This window comes from Gluconacetobacter liquefaciens (assembly GCF_003350405.1).
Lineage (GTDB): Bacteria > Pseudomonadota > Alphaproteobacteria > Acetobacterales > Acetobacteraceae > Gluconacetobacter > Gluconacetobacter liquefaciens.
Genome location: NZ_QQAW01000006.1, coordinates 147,945 through 164,646, shown reverse-complemented (window position 1 = coordinate 164,646; position 16,702 = coordinate 147,945). Strand labels below are relative to the sequence as shown.

Genomic DNA, 16,702 nt, shown 5'->3' with positions numbered 1-16,702 from the left:
GGCATCATGACAGAAGCCGCACGCATTAAAGAGGCATCTCATCCTGTCGCGCAATTGATAATCCATGTCATTGCCCAACAGCGGCAAAGGCCTGGTTTCTCTATCCCGCCGGTCAGGCTGCAAGCCCTCATGATATCAGGCATGACACCGGTCACGGGCCTTGATTCTGATCAAGGACGTGTCGATTCCCCAACGGGCTCCCCACCATGCGGCGCGGCGGCGAGTTCGGCGGTCAGGTCCTCGATAAACTGCCAGGCGACGCGCCCCGAGCGCCCGCCACGGGCAACCGACCAGGCATTGGCGCGCCGCGCCAGTTCCTCATCCCCGATCGCCAGGTTCCGGGTCGCGGCATAGGCCCGCACCATGTCCAGAAAGGTATGCTGCGCGCAGTTATGAAAGCCGATCCAGAGCCCGAACCGGTCGGACAGCGAGACCTTCTCCTCGACCGCCTCGGAGGGATTGATGGCGGTGGAGCGCTCGTTGTCGATCATGTCGCGGGGCATCAGGTGCCGCCGGTTGGAGGTCGCGTAGAACAGCACGTTCTCCGGCCGGCCCGAGATTCCCCCATCCAGCACCGATTTCAGCGCCTTGTAATCGGCATCCTCGCTCTCGAACGACAGGTCGTCGCAGAAGACGACGAAGCGGCGCGCACTGGTGCGCAGCAGGGCCAGCAGATCGGGCAGGGTGGACAGGTCCTCGCGCTGGATCTCGATCAGCACCAGACGGCCCTGGCCGGGCGCTGCCGGCACGCCCTCCGCCGTCAGGTTGGCCTGCGCATGGGCGGCCTTGACCAGCGAGGACTTGCCCATGCCGCGCGCGCCCCACAGCATGACGTTGTTGGCCGGCAGCCCACGGGCGAAGTGCAGCGTATTGTCCAGCACCAGCCGGCGCTGGATCTCGACGCCGCGCAGCAGGTCGATATCGACATGCGCCACATGGGCCACCGGCTCCAGGCGCCCCCGCGCGGGGTGCCAGACGAAGGCATCGGCGGCATCCAGCCCGGCCAGGCTCGGCGGCGGAGGCGACAGCCGCTCCAGCGCTTGTGCGATACGGTCGAGAAAGGGCAGGAGAGGGTGAGACTCCATCGTCGGTCCTGTGGCTGGAAAGGCGCGATCGGACCCGGAGCGCGGCGGAGGGCAAACCGACGCCTTGACGGGAAACGGACGAAAACTATGGTCCACTGCCTCAGCCCGCAACCCACTAAATGACGGCCGGAAACACGACAATGACTGCACTTTCAGATTTCCTTGTGACCCCGGCATATGCCCAGAGCGCCGGAGGCGAGGGAGGTCTCCTGAGCGCCGGCGGCCTGATGTCGATCCTCCCCTATGTCGCGATGTTCGCGATCTTCTATTTCCTCCTGATCCGCCCGCAGCAGCAGAAGCAGAAGCAGTTGCGCGCCCAGCTCGCGGCGATCCGTCGCGGCGACCGGGTGCTGACGGCCGGCGGCATCATCGGCGTGGTGCAGAAGATCCGCGACGATTCGAACGAGATCGAGATCGAAATCGCCCCCAACGTCCGCGTGACGGTGGTGCGCGAGACCCTGACCTCGGTCGTCACCAGCACCGCCAAGCCCGCCAACGACGCGGCTCCCAAGGCCGACTGAACCGCACCCGGCCGGGGCAGCCGGCGAACCGCCTGCTTCGCCGGCCGTTAACCCTTCTCCGGGGGGAAGGGGCATGACGCTGTACGGAGAGATCGACGCAACCAGGGCCGAGCGGGGAACCGACCGGGGGGCCGAACGGTTCCAGCCCGCCTCCGTGCGGGGCCAGGCCGGCGTGGCCTCGGGCCTGGCATCGGTGGCCGGCCTGATGTTCGGTCTCGATATCGGCGTCATCTCCGGCGCACTCGGCCCGGTCGCGCGCGAATTTCACGCCGGCCGCCTCCTTCAGGAATGGATCGTCGCGGCCATGATGGTGGGCGCGGCCTTGGGCGTGCCCATCGCGGCGCGGCTCTCCTTCGGCTGGGGGCGCAAGCACACGCTGCTGATCGGCGCGGCTCTGTTCGTGGTGGGGTCGCTGTTCTGCGCCGTGGCCGGCTCGGTCAGCACGCTGATCGCGGGCCGGGTGATGATGGGCCTTGCAGTCGGCATCTCCACCTTCACGGCGCCGCTCTATATCGCCGAGATCGCCGATCCCCGGCATCGGGGCGCCATGGTCGCGATCTATCAGCTCATGATCACTATCGGCATCATGGCGGCGTTCGTCTCCAACGCGCTGTTTTCCTATTTCGACACATGGCGCTGGATGCTGGGCATCGTGGCATTTCCCGGCATCGTCTTCATGATCGGCGTCGCCTTCCTGCCGGCCAGCCCGCGCTGGCTGATGATGCGCGGCAAGCGGGAGGCCGCGCGGCGCGCGTTGCAGGACCTGCGCGGCCAGGGCCAGAGTGTCGCCCGCGAGTTGCGCGAGATCGATGCCCGCCTGCATGTCCGCACCTCAGGCTGGGCACTCTTGCGCAAGGACCGGAATTTCCGCCGCTCGGTGGCGCTGGGGGTGACGTTGCAGCTTGTCCAGCAATTCACCGGCATGAACGTGGTCATGTATTACGCCCCGCGCATCCTCGGCCTGGCCGGTTTCATCGACCATGCGCGGCTGTGGGGCACCGTCAGCGTGGGCGCGGTGAACGTGGCCGCCACCTTCGTGGCGATCGGGTTGGTCGATCGCTGGGGCCGCCGCCCGCTGCTGATCTGCGGCCTGGTCGTGATGGCCATCGGCATGGCGCTGCTGGGCTATTCGCCCTCCGCCGAAGTGCGCGAGACGACGGCGCGGGCGCTGGCCATCGGCGGCATGATCTGTTTCGTGTCCGGATTCGCCTTTTCAGCCGGGCCGGTGACGTGGGTGCTGTGCGCGGAAATCCAGCCGCTCCAAGGCAGGGAATTCGGCGTGGGCTGCTCCACCGCCGCCAACTGGATCGCCAACATGATCGTGGGCGTGTCGTTCCTGTCGCTGATGGACCGCCTGGGCCTGTCCGCGACCTTCTGGCTCTATGCGGGGCTGAACGCGCTGTTCGTGCTGGTGGTCGCGCTGTTCGTGCCCGAAACCAAGGGCCTGACGCTGGAGCGGATCGAGCGGGACCTCGCTACGGGCGTCAGGCTGCGCGATATCGGGCGCGCCGGCCCGCTCTCCGGCGGCCGTACATGAAAAACCCGGCCCCAAAGGGGCCGGGCATTCCAGGTCACGCGGTACCGTCGGCCGTTCAGGCGGCCTTCAGCTGCGCCTCGGCAAACTCGTAGTTCGCCAGCTTGTCCAGATAGTTGGTCACGTAGTCGGGGCGACGGTTGCGGAAGTCGAGATAGTAGGAATGCTCCCACACATCGAGGCCCAGCAGCACCTTGCCCTGGCCTTCGGCCAGCGGGTTGGAGCCGTTGGCGCTCTTGGTCACCTTCAGCTTGCCGTCCGAACCCAGCACCAGCCACGCCCAGCCCGAGCCGAACTGCGAGGTCGCAGCCGCCTTGAAGTCGGTCTTGAACGTGTCGACGCTGCCGAAATCCTCGGCGATCTTCGCCGCCAGCGCGTCGGGGATCACCCCGCCGGTCGGCGACAGGTTCTGCCAGAACAGGATATGGTTCCAATGCTGGCCGGCATTGTTGAACACCGGCGCCAGGGCGGCATCACCCTTGACCGCCAGGATGATTTCATCCAGCGACTTGCCCTGAAGTTCGGGCTTGGCTTCGACGAAGCCGTTCAGCGCGGTGACATAGGCCTGGTGGTGCTTGCCGTGATGCAGCTCCAGCGTTTCCTGGCACATGCCGCGCGCCGCCAGCGCGTTGGTCTGGAACGGAAGAGTGGGCAATTCGAAAGCCATGGACGTTCTCCTTGGAATTGCAGCGGCGAAAACGCCGCCCGTCAGAGCTATGAGGGCGGGGAAGGGGCGTCAAGTGACGGAACAGGGACGGCCGACCCGCCGGCCGAAACTCTTGCGCCACGCCGTTGCGCGCGGCAAGCCATTGTCATGACACGCACTGCCACGACGGCCCCCCCGGAAAGACGCGCCGCCGCCGCCGGAGTTTCCCCCGGCGCCGCCATTGCCCGGCGCGCCGACCCCGACCGCTTCCTGTGCGCGCTGTTCCTGCCGGCGGCGGCGCGCGAGGCCGCGTTCCCCCTGCTCGCCTTCAATCACGAAACCGTTCGCGCCCTCGGCGGCATGCAGTCCCGCGCCGTCGCGGGGCCGATGGCGGGGCTGATCCGCCTGCAATGGTGGCGCGAAATCATCGAGGGCGCCCCCCACCCGCACGAAATCGCCGACCCGATCCGCGCGCTGATCGCCCAGGGCCGCGTGAAGCCCGAAACCCTGCTGGGCATCCTCGACGCCCGCGAGGCCGAACTGGACGGGCTGGCGGACTGGCCCGCCTGGCGCACGGCGATGCGCGGCGGCGCGGGCGGCATACAGGTCGCCATCGCCCAGGCAGCCGGCGTGACGGACCCGGACCTGCTGAAAGCCGTCGAATCGCACGGCGCCGCCTACGGCGCGGGCGGCCTGGTGCGGCATCTGGAACGGGTGCTGGCCAGCGGCCGATGCCCGGTGCCCGATTCCGCGCTGGCCGAATCCGGCCTGTCGGGCGACACGATTCGCGACGGCGCGACCCTGACGCCGGACATCCTGCGGGCGCTGCGCGCCGCCCTGTGCCGCGAAGGGCAGGCATTCCTGGCCGAGGCCGGCCGCCGGCGCCTGCCGCGCCCGGCCAGGGCGACTGCGCTGCCGGGCGTGCTGGCCCGGCGCGACCTCGCCCGTGGGGCCGACCCGGCGCCACGGGGCCTCGGCGACCGGCTGGCCGTCATGGCCGCAATGGCATTCGGCTGACGGCCGGCACGCCTTACGGCGTATTGGCCACCATGCTTTCCAGCACCGCGAACAGCGCGGAATAATCGTCGTTCGCATGCCCCCGCCGCGTCAGCGACAGAAGCTGGGTGGTGGTCGCCATGGTCGGCACCGGGGCGGCGACACGGGCGGCGGCGTCCAGCAACAGCCGCATGTCCTTCTGCATCAGGCGGGTGGGGAATTGCGGCCGGAAATCGCCCGCCCTGGCCGCCTTGAGCTTGCGCTTGTGATGGGGCGAGATCACCGCGACCGAATCGAGCGCCTCGAACAGCATGTCCCGGTCCAGCCCGGCGGCCACGCCGTAACAGAAGCCCTCGGCAACCGCCGCCAGCCCCACACCCATAATGCCGTTGATCACCAGCTTCAGCTTCGAGCCACAGCCGGCCGGCCCGGCATGGATCGTCGTCTGACCGATAATGTCGAAAATCGGTTGGGCCCGCGCCACAACCTCCACCTCTCCGCCGACCAGCACCACCAGCGTGCCGGCCTCTGCTTCCGGCGTGCTGCCCGAAACCGGGGCATCGAGGGCGGCGATCCCCCGTTCGCCGGCCGCTTCCGCCAGCGCCAGCGAGGCTTCCGGCGACACCGAACTGGTATTGATCAGCAGCGTGCCGGCCGCCATGCCCGCCAGCGCGCCGTCGGGGCCATAGGCGGCACTGGCCAGCGCCTCGTCATCGGGGACGCAGAGAATGACGGTCCCGCCCGAGGCTTCGGCCAACTGGCGGGGCGAGGGCAGGAAGCGGGTCGTGCCGTCGCCACCCTTGCCGGATGGGGTATAGGCTACGATCTGATAGCCGGAAGCTTCAAGATTCCGGCCCATGCGGCTGGCCATCGCGCCAAAGCCGATAAAGCCGACAGTCCCTGCCGTGCCGTGATCAGAGGAATCGGTCATGGTCCTGCTCCTTTTCATTGCCGTCCCGTTCCCGGCAAGGTGCCGGACGATCCCGGCGGTGTCACGCCCTCTGCCCGGCACGTGCCGCGACTCAGGAAAGAAGGCCCCGCATGCGTGTCTTTCGCTACCCCGCACCGCCATCCTCCGCCATCACGCCACACGCTCTGTGGCTGTCGCGGCGCAACATGCTGGCCGCCGCGGCCGGCGCCGGCCTGACGGGAATGATCATGCCGCCACGCCCGGCCGGGGCGGCGGACCTGGCGGCCCATCCGGGCGCCCTGTCGGGCACGGGGCTCAAGCCCACGCCCCTGCGCGACGTGACGCACTACAATAATTTCTACGAATTCGGACTGGAGAAGACCGACCCGGCCGAACGGTCCGGCGCGTTCCACCCCCGCCCCTGGACCGTGCAGGTCGACGGCATGGTGGCCAAGCCCCGCACCTACGACATCGACGCGCTGCTGACCCGCCCCCTGGAAGAGCGGATCTACCGCATGCGCTGCGTCGAGGCGTGGTCGATGGTCATCCCCTGGATCGGCTTCGCGCTGCGCGACCTGCTGGCCGAGGTCGAGCCGCTGGGCAGCGCGAAATATGTCGCCTTCGAATCGGTGGTGCGCCCGTCGGAGATGCCGGGGCAGGGCGGCGTCCTGCCGGTGCTCGACTGGCCCTATGTCGAGGGGCTGCGCCTGGACGAGGCCATGCACCCGCTCACGATCCTGGCGGTCGGGCTGTACGGCCAGACGCTGCCCAACCAGAACGGCGCGCCGATCCGGCTGGTCGTGCCGTGGAAATACGGGTTCAAGGGCATCAAGTCGATCGTGCGCATCCGCCTGACCGACCGGCAGCCCCGCACGTCGTGGAACCTCCGCGCGTCCGACGAATACGGTTTCTACGCCAACGTCAATCCGGCCGTGGACCATCCGCGCTGGAGCCAGGCCAGCGAGCGGCCCATCGGTGCCGGCGGCGGGTTCTTCGGTGCCGCCCGTCAGCCCACCCTGCCGTTCAACGGCTATGGCGAACAGGTGGCCGGCCTCTATGCCGGTATGGACCTGCGGCGCGATTTCTGATGGCGGCACGGCACGCAAGGCCCGCCGGCCTGATCCGGCTGGCCCTCTATGGTTTCGGGCTGCTTCCGGCGGCGGTATCGTTCGTCCTGGGGGCGACCGACCGGCTGGGCGCCGATCCGGTCAATACATTCGAGCGCACGCTGGGCCTGTGGGCCCTGCGGTTCCTGATCCTGTCCCTGTGCGTCACGCCGCTGCGGGACATGACCGGGATCAATGTTCTCCGCTACCGGCGGGCGCTGGGGCTGCTGGCCTTCTGGTACGCGCTCTTCCACCTGTCGGCCTATGTGGCGCTGGACCAGGGGTTCGACCTGCACACCCTGCTGGCCGACGTGACCGAACGACCCTTCATCATCCTCGGCATGGTCGCCTTCACCATTCTGGCCGCGCTGGCCGCGACATCGAACGGCTGGTCGATCCGCCGGCTGGGCAGGCGCTGGAAGGTGCTCCATCGCCTGGCCTATGCGGCCGCGATTTGCGCCGCCATCCATTTCATCCTGTCTTTCAAGGTGATCCGGGCGGAAACGCTGCTCTATGGCGGGGTCGTGGCCGGCCTGCTGGCCTTCCGGGTCTGGCGGGCCCTGTCCCGGCGGGCGAAGCCGCCGCCAGCCTGAACCGGCCATCAGGATTTCGGTGATGGTTCCCTTGCCACGATGCGGGAAAAGCCTGACAGTCATGCGCTGCCGGAATGGAAAGACCCGCGATTCCGCCGGGGAACTCCAGAAAATGGAAGCAATAAGAAGGAACAGGCCGGATCGGTCTTCTCCCCCCGCTTGCCGCGCCCGATGGAGCGGGTCAGGATCGGCTCGCGCAGAGATGATGTCTCGGAATGCCGGTTCAGATGGCAAGAGGTTGGGGCGTTCCGGAGGACCGGACCGGGTTATGGCTCTGCGATCCCGTTTGTGCGATGGGCGAATTGTCCGCGACGATACGGCCCGCATGCCACCCGGTTCAGGTTCGTCCGGTCCTTGGACGACCACTCTTTCCCGCCTTCGGTCCGCCGCGATGGGACCGGCGGCCCAGACCGTATTCACAGGCTTCGGCCTGCGCGCCTCGTTCCGGAGAATGTCATGACCTCGAATACGACCCGAACCGAATCCGCCTATGACGTCGTCCTGATCGGCGGAGGGGTCATGAGCGCGACGCTCGGCGCGCTGCTCAAGCTCCTGCAGCCGGACTGGTCGATCGGGATGTTCGGACGGCTGGACGACGTGGCGAAGGAAAGCTCCAACGCCTGGAACAACGCCGGCACGGGCCATTCCGCGCTGTGCGAACTGAATTACACCCCATCGCGCGCCGACGGCACGATCGACATTTCCAAGGCGGTCGGCGTGAACGAGGCATTCCAGCTTTCGCGCCAGTTCTGGGCCTATCTGGTCGAATCGGGCGTCATTGCCTCGCCTCGCGCGTTCCTCAATCCGATCCCGCACATGAGCTTCGTCTGGGGCGACGAAAACTGCGATTATCTGCGCCGCCGGTACGAAGCCCTGAAGGATCATCCGCTGTTCAGCGGCATGCGCTTCTCCACCGACCCGGCGCAGCTTGCGCAATGGATGCCGCTGGTGATGGAAGGCCGCACCGCCGGCACCAAGCTGGCCGCGACCTGGATCGCGGCGGGCACCGACGTCAATTTCGGCGCGCTGACGCACCTGCTGGTCAATTTCCTCTCCGGTCAGCCGGGTTTCGACCTCAAACTGTCGCATGAGGTCGAGGATCTGAAGCAGGACGCCTCCGGTTCCTGGCGGCTGGCGGTGCGCGATCTCACGTCGAACGCCACGGTGTCGGTCGGCGCGCGCTTCGTCTTCATCGGTGCCGGCGGCGGCGCGCTGCCGCTGTTGCAGAAGACGGGCATCCCCGAATCGAAGGGCGTCGGCGGCTTCCCGGTCAGCGGCCAGTTCCTGCGCTGTACCAACCCGGATATCGTCTCCCGCCATCATGCCAAGGTCTACGGCAAGGCGTCGGTGGGTGCGCCGCCGATGTCCGTGCCGCATCTCGACACCCGCGTGATCGACGGCAAGGAGGGGCTGCTGTTCGGCCCCTATGCCGGCTTCTCGACCAAGTTCCTCAAGCAGGGCTCGCTGTGGGACCTGCCGAAATCCATTCGCATGGACAATCTCGGCGCCATGCTGGCGGTGGCGCGCGACAACATGCCGCTCACCCGTTACCTGGTGCAGCAGGTGCTGCAATCCAACGAGACGCGCCTCAATGCCCTGCGCGATTTCGTACCGAACGCCCAGGCGAAGGATTGGGAACTGATCACCGCCGGCCAGCGCGTGCAGGTCATCAAGAAGGACGCCAAAAAGGGCGGCGTGCTGCAATTCGGCACCGAAGTCGTCACCGGGGCCAACGGCACGGTCGCGGCACTGCTCGGCGCGTCGCCTGGGGCCTCGACCGCCGTTTCGATCATGTTGACCGTGATCAGCAAATGCTTCCCCAGCGAACTGCCGCGCTGGGACGCGAAGCTGCGGGAAATGATCCCGTCCTACGGCGCCCCGCTGGCCGACCGGCCCGAACTCTGCGCCCAGGTGCACGAGCGCACGACGCGCAGCCTGCAACTCGAAAGCTGAAGTCCGCGCGTCTCGGCCGGGGAGGGCGCATGGCGCCCCGCCCGGCGGTGCCGGATGTCAGTCTTCGTCGTCGTGGTCGAGTTCGCTGAACTGGTCGGCGGGGTGGCGGATCGGGGCCTGCTGCTGGCGTGCCACCCGTGCCTCGCCCTGGCGCCGGGTGAAGTGCGACGCGATATCGGCCAGATCGACGAACTGGTCGGCCTGCCGCCGCAGGTCGTCGCCGATCAGCGGCGGCGAGGTACGCACGGACGAAATGACCGTGGTCCGCACGCCCTGGCGCTGTACGCTTTCCAGCAGGCGGCGGAAATCGGCATCACCGCTGAACAAAATGGCATGGTCCATCTTCGGGGCCATCTCCATCATGTCGACGGCCAGTTCGATATCCATGCTGCCCTTCACGCGTCGGCGCCCGTTCTGGTCGACGAACTCGCGCGCCGTCTTGGTGACGAGCGAGTAGCCGTTATAGACCAACCAGTCGGTTAGCGGTTTAAGGGGGGAATATTCCTCGCTTTCCAGAATTGCCGAATAGTAATAGGCACGGATGATATGGCATTTTGAGCGAAAGAACGTCAGCAGATTGCGGTAATCGACATCGAACCCCAGATGACGCGAGGCCGAGTAGAGACTTGAGCCGTCGATGAAAAGACAAGTACGTTCGTCGGGTTGAAAAAACATGGGCTATGAATCCTTGTAAAATCGCCTGAACTTGAAAAGTCGTGCGGATGAAATGCCGCACCTGAACAATAAGCCCATCAAACGTCAGATTAGAACCGTCGCGGACAAATTGATACGGTCGAAACGGAATGTATAGGACGTTTCTGGGCGAAAATATAAAAAATCAATTGGATATTCCATGTTTCAGAAGGTTTCGATCCTATCGTCCGCGAGGCAGTTGCCATGATTCTCATCGCCATCGGGGCCAATCTGCCGCGTGAAGGGGGCAGCACGCCCCGCGAGACCTGTCGCTGGGCCGTCGGGCGCATCACCGCCATTCCCGGCCTGCGGGTGGTCGCTGTCTCGCCATGGTACGAAAGCGCGCCGGTTCCCCCCTCGGGCCAGCCGCCTTATGTAAACGGGGTGGTGAACGTGGCGGGCGAGATCGACCCCGCCGCGCTGCTGGCCGCCTTGCAGGCGATCGAGGCCGAGGCAGGGCGGCGGCGGACGGTCGCCAACGCGGCGCGGCCGCTGGATCTCGATATCGTGGCGATGGGCTCTTGCGTGCGTGACGCGCCCGATCCCATCCTGCCGCATCCCAGGGCAGAGGACCGGGCGTTCGTCCTGCTCCCGCTGCGCGATGTGGCGCCAGACTGGCGCAATCCCCGCACGGGGCATCGTGTCGGGGAGGCGATCGCAGCCCTCCCGGTGCAGGAGATCCGCCGGCTGGACGGTGCGTGATAGGGCAACCCACCAAACGGGCAACCCACCAAACCCGGCCTTGCGTTTGCGCCGCACTGTGGATAAAATCGTTTTTTTAATAATGTAAATACCGGAGGCTTGCCTTATGGCTCGCGTCACCGTCGAAGATTGCGTTGAACGGGTTCCTAATCGCTTCGAGCTGGTTCTGCTGGCGGCGCAGCGCGCGCGCGGCCTGTCGCGTGGCGAGGAGATGACGATCGACCGCGACAACGACAAGAACCCGGTCGTCGCGCTGCGGGAAATCGCCGACCAGACGATCGAACTCGAACAGATCCGCACCGATCTGGTCCGCTCGCTGGCCCGCGCGCCGGAGCCCGAGCCGGCCGACGAGGAAGTGATGGACCTGATCCCGACCGAACAGAATATCTTCGGTCTTCAGGACGTCTCGGCCGAGGAAGAGGCCGCCCACGGCGCCGGCATGTCGGCCGAAGAGCTGGAGGCCGCGATCGAGGCCGAACTGGGCGGCCGTTCGCGGCGATAAGCCCATGGCAGCGGATGCGGCCGGCCCGACCGACACGGTCGTCGATGTCACCGCCCAGGCACCGGCCTCGCCCGCGTCGGGCGATGGCCGGGGGCTGGTTTCCGCTGCTTCGACCATGCCTGAAGATGCGGGAGGGAATGTGGCGCCCGAGCCACCGCCCGCCCGCGTCATTTCCTGCGAAGGGCTGGTGCGGCGTGTCCGTGCCTATGCCCCGGATGCCGATCTCGACCTGATCCGCCGCGCCTTCGCCGTCGCGCAGGAGGCCCATGCCGGGCAGGTCCGCGATAACGGCGACCTCTATATTACCCATCCGCTGGCTGTCGCCAGCATCCTCGCCGGCTTCCATCTCGACCCGGCCTCCATCGCGACCGCGCTGCTGCACGACACGATCGAGGATACCGGCGTCACGCACGATCGTCTGCGCGCCGAATTCGGCCCGGCGATTGCCGATCTGGTAGACGGCGTCACCAAGCTGACCCGGCTGGAACTCCAGTCGGACCGCACCAAGCAGGCCGAAAATTTCCGCAAGCTGGTGCTCGCGATGTCCAAGGACATCCGGGTCCTGATCGTCAAGCTGGCGGACCGGCTGCACAACATGCGCACGCTGCATTACGTGCAGCGGCTGGACCGGCGCCAGCGCATCGCCCGCGAGACCATGGAAATCTATGCGCCCCTGGCCGGGCGCATCGGCATGGACAAGGTCAAGACCGAACTCCAGAACCTGTCATTCGCGGAACTGGAGCCGGAAGCCAACACCACCATCCGCGCGCGGCTCAACTACCTGCGCGGCCAGGGCGCGGATGTGATCGAAGAGGTCCGGCGCGATCTGGTCCGGCTCTGCCGTGAGGCCGGCCTGGGCGAGGTCGAGGTATCGGGGCGCGAAAAATCGCCCTTCTCGATCTGGGAGAAGATGCAGAAGCGCAATGTCGCCTTCGAGCAGCTTTCCGACATCATGGCCTTCCGCATCCTCGTGCCGACCCGCGAGGCCTGTTACGTGGCCCTGGGCGCGGTTCATGCGGCCTTCCCGGTCATTGTCGGCCGGTTCAAGGATTACATCTCCACCCCCAAGGCCAACGGCTACCAGAGCCTGCATACGGGCGTGACGCTGCGCTATCCGCGCAACCAGAAGATCGAGGTGCAGATCCGCACCGCCGAGATGCACGACATCGCCGAAAACGGTGTGGCGTCGCACTGGATGTACAAGCAGTTGCCCGGTGCGGGCGGAGCAGGGCAGGTCGTCACCGGCCTGCGCTGGGTGCAGGATCTGCTGGACATCCTGGAGGATTCGGCGGCCCCGGACGAGTTCCTGGAAAACACCAAGCTCGAACTCTACCAGGATCAGGTCTTCTGCTTCACGCCCAAGGGGCAACTGATCTCGCTGCCGCGCGGCGCCACGCCGGTCGATTTCGCCTACGCGGTGCACAGCCAGGTCGGCGATACCTGCGTGGGCGCGCGCATCAACGGGCGGCTGATGCCGCTGCGTCACGAATTGCAGAACGGCGATCAGGTCGAGATCATGACGGCGCGCGGCGGCACGCCGTCACCGTCGTGGGAGCGATTCGTCGTCACCGGCAAGGCACGGGCGCGCATCCGCCGCCATGTGGCGGCCCAGCAGCGCGAAGCCCATGTCGATGGCGGCCGCGCCGCACTGGCCAAGGCCTTCCGGCAGGAGGGCGTGGATGGGTCGGAAAAGGTGCTGGAGAGCATTCTCGCCGATCTCAAGCAGGCGTCGGTCGAAGATCTGTACGTCGCGGTCGGCAACGGCAATATCGGGCCGCGCGACGTGGTGCATGCCGCCTATCCCGAACTCCGCCAGACGCCGCGCGCGCCGCGCATGGTCCCCGGCATCCCCATGCGCGCGCCCGCGCGCACCGCAAAGGCCAGGTCGGGCGGCGGCATGGCGCTGGCCGGCATCGGGCCAGGCATCGCGGTTCATTTCGCGGGGTGCTGCCATCCCCTGCCGGGCGACCGCATCGTGGGTATCGTCGCGACCGGCAAGGGCATCACCATCCATACCGCCGGCTGCCAGACGCTGGAAAGCTTCGCCGCCACGCCCGAGCGCTTCATGGATGTGGACTGGGATTACGACGTGATCGGTCGCGGTCATGGCGAGCCGCATATCGGGCGGTTGAGCATCGTCGCCGCCAACGAGCCTTCCATCCTCGCCACCCTGACCAATGTTGCCTCCAAGCATGACGGCACCATCGTCAATCTGCGCATAGTCAATCGCCAACTCGATTTCATGGAGATCCTGGCGGATATCGAAGTACGCGACCTGCGCCACCTGTCATCGCTGATCGCGGCGATGCGTGCGGCCAGCAGCGTCGTCCAGGTGGAGCGGGCGAAGGGATGAACCTGCTCGGTATCGGCTCCGACCTCTGCGACATCCGCCGCATCGAGCGCGCGCTGGGCCGCCATGGCGAACGCTTCCTGGACCGGGTATTCACCGAAGCCGAACGGCGACGCGCCGACCGGCGCAACGGGCAGGCGCGCCTGGGGGCCTATGCCAAGCGGTGGGCGGCCAAGGAAGCGTGCGCCAAGGCGTTAGGGACGGGGTTTTCCCACGGCGTGTTCCACCGAGACCTGGGGGTGGACAATCTGCCGACCGGCCAGCCCGTCATGGTGCTGACCGGCGGCGCGCGGGCAAGGCTCGACGCGCTGCTGGCGCCCGGCGCCACGGCCCGCATTCTCCTGACCATGACCGACGAATATCCCTATGCGTTCGCACAGGTGATGATCGACGCTGGCCCCGTGGGTTAGGATCGGGCTAATAAGATCGCGCGCCGGTTGACAGGGGATGGTCCCCCCGGCTTCATCCGCTGGCCCCACGGGCGGCCCCCGCATCACCTTCCGGATTCAGACATCATACCTATGGATGACCCGCACAAGACCCATACATCACCCCTCTCGTCAGGGGGCGTTCTTCCGGCCTTGCGCGGCGCCTGGGACATGGCCCGCACCATCATCATCGCCGGCGCGCTGGCGATCGGGGTGCGCACCGTCCTGTTCGAGCCGTTCAATATTCCCTCCGGGTCCATGATCCCGACCTTGCAGGTCGGCGACTATCTCTGGGTCGCGAAATACAGCTACGGCTACTCCCATTTCTCGCTGCCGCGCTCGCCCGACCTGTTCAGCGGGCGCATCTTCGAGCGCACGCCTCATCGCGGCGACGTCGCGGTCTTCCGCTTCACCAAGGACACGTCGATCGACTACATCAAGCGCATCATCGGCCTGCCCGGTGACCGCGTGCAGGTGCGCGGCGGCGAACTCTATCTCAACGACGTGCTGGTCCCCCGCGTGTCGAAGGGCGATTACGTAGCGGTGGACGAGCACCGTACCCGCATGGAAGGCCAGCGTTTTCAAGAAGATCTGCCGGGCAGCGCCGGCGCGCCGACGGTCCGGCACGACATCCTGAAGCTGACCAACGAGGGCTTCCAGAACGATACCCCGGTCTATGTCGTGCCGCAGGGGTATTTTTTCGCGATGGGCGATAATCGCGACGACAGCGCCGACAGCCGCTTCATGGGCGACGATCCGGAAGATCTCGGCTTCGTGCCGATGGAAAACCTGATCGGCCAGGCCAAATGGATCTTCCTGTCGCTCGATACGCGCTATCCGGTGTGGGAATTTTGGATGTGGCCGGCCGAAATCCGCTGGAACCGCCTCTTCATGGGCGTGAAATGAGTGCCGAAGGCGCCGTGGAAGATGTCGCGCCCGGTGGCGACGTGGCGGCGGTCGAGGCCCGGTTAGGCTATCATTTCCGCCGCACCGACCTGCTGCGTGAAGCCCTGACCCATCGCTCCGCCGCCCACCAGCGCAGCGGCGGAACGGGCCGCCGCGGCCGTCAGCCCGCATCCCGCCGCGGCGCCGGCTCCAACGAACGGCTGGAATTCATCGGTGACCGCGTCCTGGGTCTGCTGATGGCCGAATGGCTGCTGGAGCGCTTTCCCGATGAGCAGGAAGGCGCGCTGGGGCCACGCCATGCGCATCTGGTTTCGCGCCCGATCCTGGCGGCCATCGCGGCGACGATGGACCTGACGCAGGCGCTGGATGTGGCCGAGCACGAGGCCCGCGCCGGCGTACGTCAGGTCGCCAACGTGCTGGCTGACGCGGTCGAGGCGATTCTGGGTGCGATGTATCTGGATGGCGGCCTGGAACCCGCGCGCCGCTTCGTGCGCTCGGCCTGGAACGAAGCGATCATCGCCCAGGCCCGCCCGCCCAAGGACCCCAAGACCGCCTTGCAGGAGTGGGTGTTGGCCCGCGGGCAGCCGCTGCCGTCCTATCAGACGGTACTGGTCGACGGGCCGTCGCATGCCCCCCGGTTCGTGATCGCGGTGACGGCTGGTGGCCAGTCGGGCGAAGGGGAGGCGGGCAGCAAGCGTGCGGCCGAAAGTGCTGCGGCGGCAGACCTGCTGCGGCGGATCGGATGACGGATTATTGTGGCGAGGGGACGACCTCGCCGGAAAGGGTACACGACATGACCACCCGCTGCGGCTTTGTCGCCATCGTCGGTGCGCCGAATGCCGGGAAATCGACTTTGCTGAACCGGATGGCGGGGGCGAAACTGTCCATCGTCAGTCCGAAGGCACAGACGACCCGCTTTCGCGTGCTGGGTATTCTGATGCGCGGCGCCAGCCAGATACTGCTGGTGGACACGCCGGGCATCTTCAAGCCGCGTCGTCGGTTGGACCGCGCCATGGTGGCGGCGGCCTGGACCGGTGCCGAGGATGCAGACATCACACTGCTGCTGATCGACGCACGTCGCGGCCTATGTGACACGGTGCGCCCCATTATCGAGCAGTTGGCCAAGACGCGCCGCCGCGTCTGGCTGGTGCTGAACAAGACCGACCTCGTGGATCGCCAGGCCCTGCTTCCGCTGACGGCTGAGTTGTCCGGCTTGCTGGATGTGGAGCACGTCTACATGGTCAGCGCGCGGAGCGGTGACGGGGTTGACGACCTCCTGGATGCGCTGGGCGCGGCATTGCCCGAGGGACCGTACCTGTATCCCGAGGACGACCTGACCGATCTGCCCGATCGCCTGCTGGCGGCTGAACTGGTGCGCGAACAGATCTTTCTCCAGACGCACGAAGAAGTGCCCTACGCCGCCACTGCGGAAACCGAGAGCTTCCGCGAGCAACCCGATGGCTCGGTGCGGATCGAGGTGACGATCTATGTGGCGCGCGCCGGGCACAAGGCGATCCTGATCGGCGAAAAAGGCAGCCGGATTCGCGCGATCGGCGAGAAGGCGCGCAAGGATCTGTCGCGTCTGCTGGGCCGGACGTGCCATCTGTTTCTGAATGTGAAGGAACGCGCCGGCTGGGATGAGGAGAAGGCCCGCCTGCGCGCACTCGGACTGGACGACGCCTCCTGACGGGAGGATTGAGTTTGGAATGACGAGTGTGCTTGTGACCGGTCATCAGGGGGATTAAGAGGGTCGGCGTAAGTGTGGTCCAGGCGGGGA

General features: G+C 66.7%; 17 protein-coding genes. 13 read left to right on the top strand and 4 right to left on the bottom strand.

Features of this window, described 5'->3' with window-relative positions:
- Positions 1 to 170: 170 nt before the first annotated feature.
- Complete coding sequence (locus tag C7453_RS12010; RefSeq protein WP_114727770.1) at positions 171 to 1,085, bottom strand: ATP-binding protein; 915 nt, start codon at positions 1,083 to 1,085, stop codon at positions 171 to 173.
- A 140-nt stretch (positions 1,086 to 1,225) separates the two neighbouring features.
- Between C7453_RS12010 and yajC the strand changes: the two genes are divergently transcribed.
- Together yajC and C7453_RS12000 are read left to right on the top strand one after the other, a co-directional pair.
- Positions 1,226 to 1,606, top strand: a complete 381-nt coding sequence (gene yajC / locus C7453_RS12005) for a preprotein translocase subunit YajC (RefSeq protein WP_114727769.1) — start codon at positions 1,226 to 1,228, stop codon at positions 1,604 to 1,606.
- A gap of 73 nt (positions 1,607 to 1,679) precedes the next feature.
- Positions 1,680 to 3,143: a sugar porter family MFS transporter gene (locus C7453_RS12000; protein WP_114727768.1), complete on the top strand. Its 1,464-nt coding sequence runs from the start codon at positions 1,680 to 1,682 to the stop codon at positions 3,141 to 3,143.
- Positions 3,144 to 3,198: 55 nt separating this feature from the next.
- Here C7453_RS12000 and C7453_RS11995 read toward each other — a convergent pair whose 3' ends face one another.
- Entirely contained in the window at positions 3,199 to 3,807 is a 609-nt protein-coding gene (locus C7453_RS11995) for a superoxide dismutase (RefSeq protein WP_114727767.1), read from the bottom strand.
- A gap of 147 nt (positions 3,808 to 3,954) precedes the next feature.
- Here C7453_RS11995 and C7453_RS11990 point away from each other — a divergent pair, with 147 nt between their 5' ends.
- Entirely contained in the window at positions 3,955 to 4,803 is an 849-nt protein-coding gene (locus C7453_RS11990) for a squalene/phytoene synthase family protein (protein ID WP_114727766.1), read from the top strand.
- A gap of 13 nt (positions 4,804 to 4,816) precedes the next feature.
- Here the strand turns inward: C7453_RS11990 and C7453_RS11985 are convergent, their stop codons facing one another.
- Positions 4,817 to 5,713 (bottom strand): NAD(P)-dependent oxidoreductase, encoded by an 897-nt coding sequence (locus C7453_RS11985; protein ID WP_114727765.1) that lies wholly within the window; start codon positions 5,711 to 5,713, stop codon positions 4,817 to 4,819.
- Between the two features lie 110 nt (positions 5,714 to 5,823).
- On the opposite strand from C7453_RS11985, the gene msrP reads away from it, so the two are divergent.
- From msrP to C7453_RS11970, 3 genes are all read left to right on the top strand, one after another.
- Positions 5,824 to 6,780 (top strand): protein-methionine-sulfoxide reductase catalytic subunit MsrP, encoded by a 957-nt coding sequence (gene msrP, locus C7453_RS11980; RefSeq protein WP_114727764.1) that lies wholly within the window; start codon positions 5,824 to 5,826, stop codon positions 6,778 to 6,780.
- Entirely contained in the window at positions 6,780 to 7,391 is a 612-nt protein-coding gene (gene msrQ, locus C7453_RS11975) for a protein-methionine-sulfoxide reductase heme-binding subunit MsrQ (RefSeq protein WP_114727763.1), read from the top strand. Before msrP ends, msrQ begins: the two co-directional genes overlap by 1 nt.
- A gap of 456 nt (positions 7,392 to 7,847) precedes the next feature.
- A complete protein-coding gene (locus C7453_RS11970; protein ID WP_114727762.1) occupies positions 7,848 to 9,344 on the top strand; it encodes a malate:quinone oxidoreductase in 1,497 nt (498 codons plus the stop codon).
- A gap of 57 nt (positions 9,345 to 9,401) precedes the next feature.
- Here C7453_RS11970 and C7453_RS11965 read toward each other — a convergent pair whose 3' ends face one another.
- A complete protein-coding gene (locus C7453_RS11965; protein ID WP_114727761.1) occupies positions 9,402 to 10,019 on the bottom strand; it encodes a LabA-like NYN domain-containing protein in 618 nt (205 codons plus the stop codon).
- 222 nt (positions 10,020 to 10,241) lie between these two features.
- Between C7453_RS11965 and folK the strand changes: the two genes are divergently transcribed.
- The 7 genes from folK (at position 10,242) to era (ending at position 16,612) form a co-directional block, all read left to right on the top strand.
- Positions 10,242 to 10,739 carry a 2-amino-4-hydroxy-6-hydroxymethyldihydropteridine diphosphokinase gene (gene folK, locus C7453_RS11960; RefSeq protein ID WP_114727760.1) on the top strand — a complete coding sequence of 166 codons (498 nt, stop codon included), beginning with the start codon at positions 10,242 to 10,244 and terminating at the stop codon, positions 10,737 to 10,739.
- A 106-nt stretch (positions 10,740 to 10,845) separates the two neighbouring features.
- On the top strand, positions 10,846 to 11,241 hold the full coding sequence (rpoZ, locus tag C7453_RS11955; RefSeq protein WP_114727759.1) for a DNA-directed RNA polymerase subunit omega: 396 nt from the start codon (positions 10,846 to 10,848) through the stop codon (positions 11,239 to 11,241).
- Between the two features lie 115 nt (positions 11,242 to 11,356).
- Positions 11,357 to 13,594 (top strand): RelA/SpoT family protein, encoded by a 2,238-nt coding sequence (locus C7453_RS11950; RefSeq protein ID WP_114727874.1) that lies wholly within the window; start codon positions 11,357 to 11,359, stop codon positions 13,592 to 13,594.
- On the top strand, positions 13,591 to 14,001 hold the full coding sequence (acpS, locus tag C7453_RS11945) for a holo-ACP synthase (RefSeq protein ID WP_114727758.1): 411 nt from the start codon (positions 13,591 to 13,593) through the stop codon (positions 13,999 to 14,001). Before C7453_RS11950 ends, acpS begins: the two co-directional genes overlap by 4 nt.
- A 189-nt stretch (positions 14,002 to 14,190) precedes the next feature.
- A complete protein-coding gene (lepB, locus tag C7453_RS11940; RefSeq protein WP_245949003.1) occupies positions 14,191 to 14,925 on the top strand; it encodes a signal peptidase I in 735 nt (244 codons plus the stop codon).
- Positions 14,922 to 15,671 carry a ribonuclease III gene (gene rnc / locus C7453_RS11935; protein ID WP_114727756.1) on the top strand — a complete coding sequence of 250 codons (750 nt, stop codon included), beginning with the start codon at positions 14,922 to 14,924 and terminating at the stop codon, positions 15,669 to 15,671. Before lepB ends, rnc begins: the two co-directional genes overlap by 4 nt.
- 47 nt (positions 15,672 to 15,718) lie before the next feature.
- The gene (gene era, locus C7453_RS11930; RefSeq protein WP_114727755.1) at positions 15,719 to 16,612 is read left to right on the top strand and encodes a GTPase Era; all 894 of its coding nucleotides are present in this window, start codon (positions 15,719 to 15,721) and stop codon (positions 16,610 to 16,612) included.
- Positions 16,613 to 16,702: the final 90 nt, after the last annotated feature.

Bases quoted from the DNA above. Each gene is read 5' to 3' on its own strand.
- C7453_RS12010 (WP_114727770.1), bottom strand. From the start codon at position 1,085: ATGGAGTCTCACCCTCTCCTGCCCTTTCTCGACCGTATCGCACAAGCG.
- yajC (WP_114727769.1), top strand. From the start codon at position 1,226: ATGACTGCACTTTCAGATTTCCTTGTGACCCCGGCATATGCCCAGAGC.
- C7453_RS12000 (WP_114727768.1), top strand. From the start codon at position 1,680: ATGACGCTGTACGGAGAGATCGACGCAACCAGGGCCGAGCGGGGAACC.
- C7453_RS11995 (WP_114727767.1), bottom strand. From the start codon at position 3,807: ATGGCTTTCGAATTGCCCACTCTTCCGTTCCAGACCAACGCGCTGGCG.
- C7453_RS11990 (WP_114727766.1), top strand. From the start codon at position 3,955: ATGACACGCACTGCCACGACGGCCCCCCCGGAAAGACGCGCCGCCGCC.
- C7453_RS11985 (WP_114727765.1), bottom strand. From the start codon at position 5,713: ATGACCGATTCCTCTGATCACGGCACGGCAGGGACTGTCGGCTTTATC.
- msrP (WP_114727764.1), top strand. From the start codon at position 5,824: ATGCGTGTCTTTCGCTACCCCGCACCGCCATCCTCCGCCATCACGCCA.
- msrQ (WP_114727763.1), top strand. From the start codon at position 6,780: ATGGCGGCACGGCACGCAAGGCCCGCCGGCCTGATCCGGCTGGCCCTC.
- C7453_RS11970 (WP_114727762.1), top strand. From the start codon at position 7,848: ATGACCTCGAATACGACCCGAACCGAATCCGCCTATGACGTCGTCCTG.
- C7453_RS11965 (WP_114727761.1), bottom strand. From the start codon at position 10,019: ATGTTTTTTCAACCCGACGAACGTACTTGTCTTTTCATCGACGGCTCA.
- folK (WP_114727760.1), top strand. From the start codon at position 10,242: ATGATTCTCATCGCCATCGGGGCCAATCTGCCGCGTGAAGGGGGCAGC.
- rpoZ (WP_114727759.1), top strand. From the start codon at position 10,846: ATGGCTCGCGTCACCGTCGAAGATTGCGTTGAACGGGTTCCTAATCGC.
- C7453_RS11950 (WP_114727874.1), top strand. From the start codon at position 11,357: ATGCCTGAAGATGCGGGAGGGAATGTGGCGCCCGAGCCACCGCCCGCC.
- acpS (WP_114727758.1), top strand. From the start codon at position 13,591: ATGAACCTGCTCGGTATCGGCTCCGACCTCTGCGACATCCGCCGCATC.
- lepB (WP_245949003.1), top strand. From the start codon at position 14,191: ATGGCCCGCACCATCATCATCGCCGGCGCGCTGGCGATCGGGGTGCGC.
- rnc (WP_114727756.1), top strand. From the start codon at position 14,922: ATGAGTGCCGAAGGCGCCGTGGAAGATGTCGCGCCCGGTGGCGACGTG.
- era (WP_114727755.1), top strand. From the start codon at position 15,719: ATGACCACCCGCTGCGGCTTTGTCGCCATCGTCGGTGCGCCGAATGCC.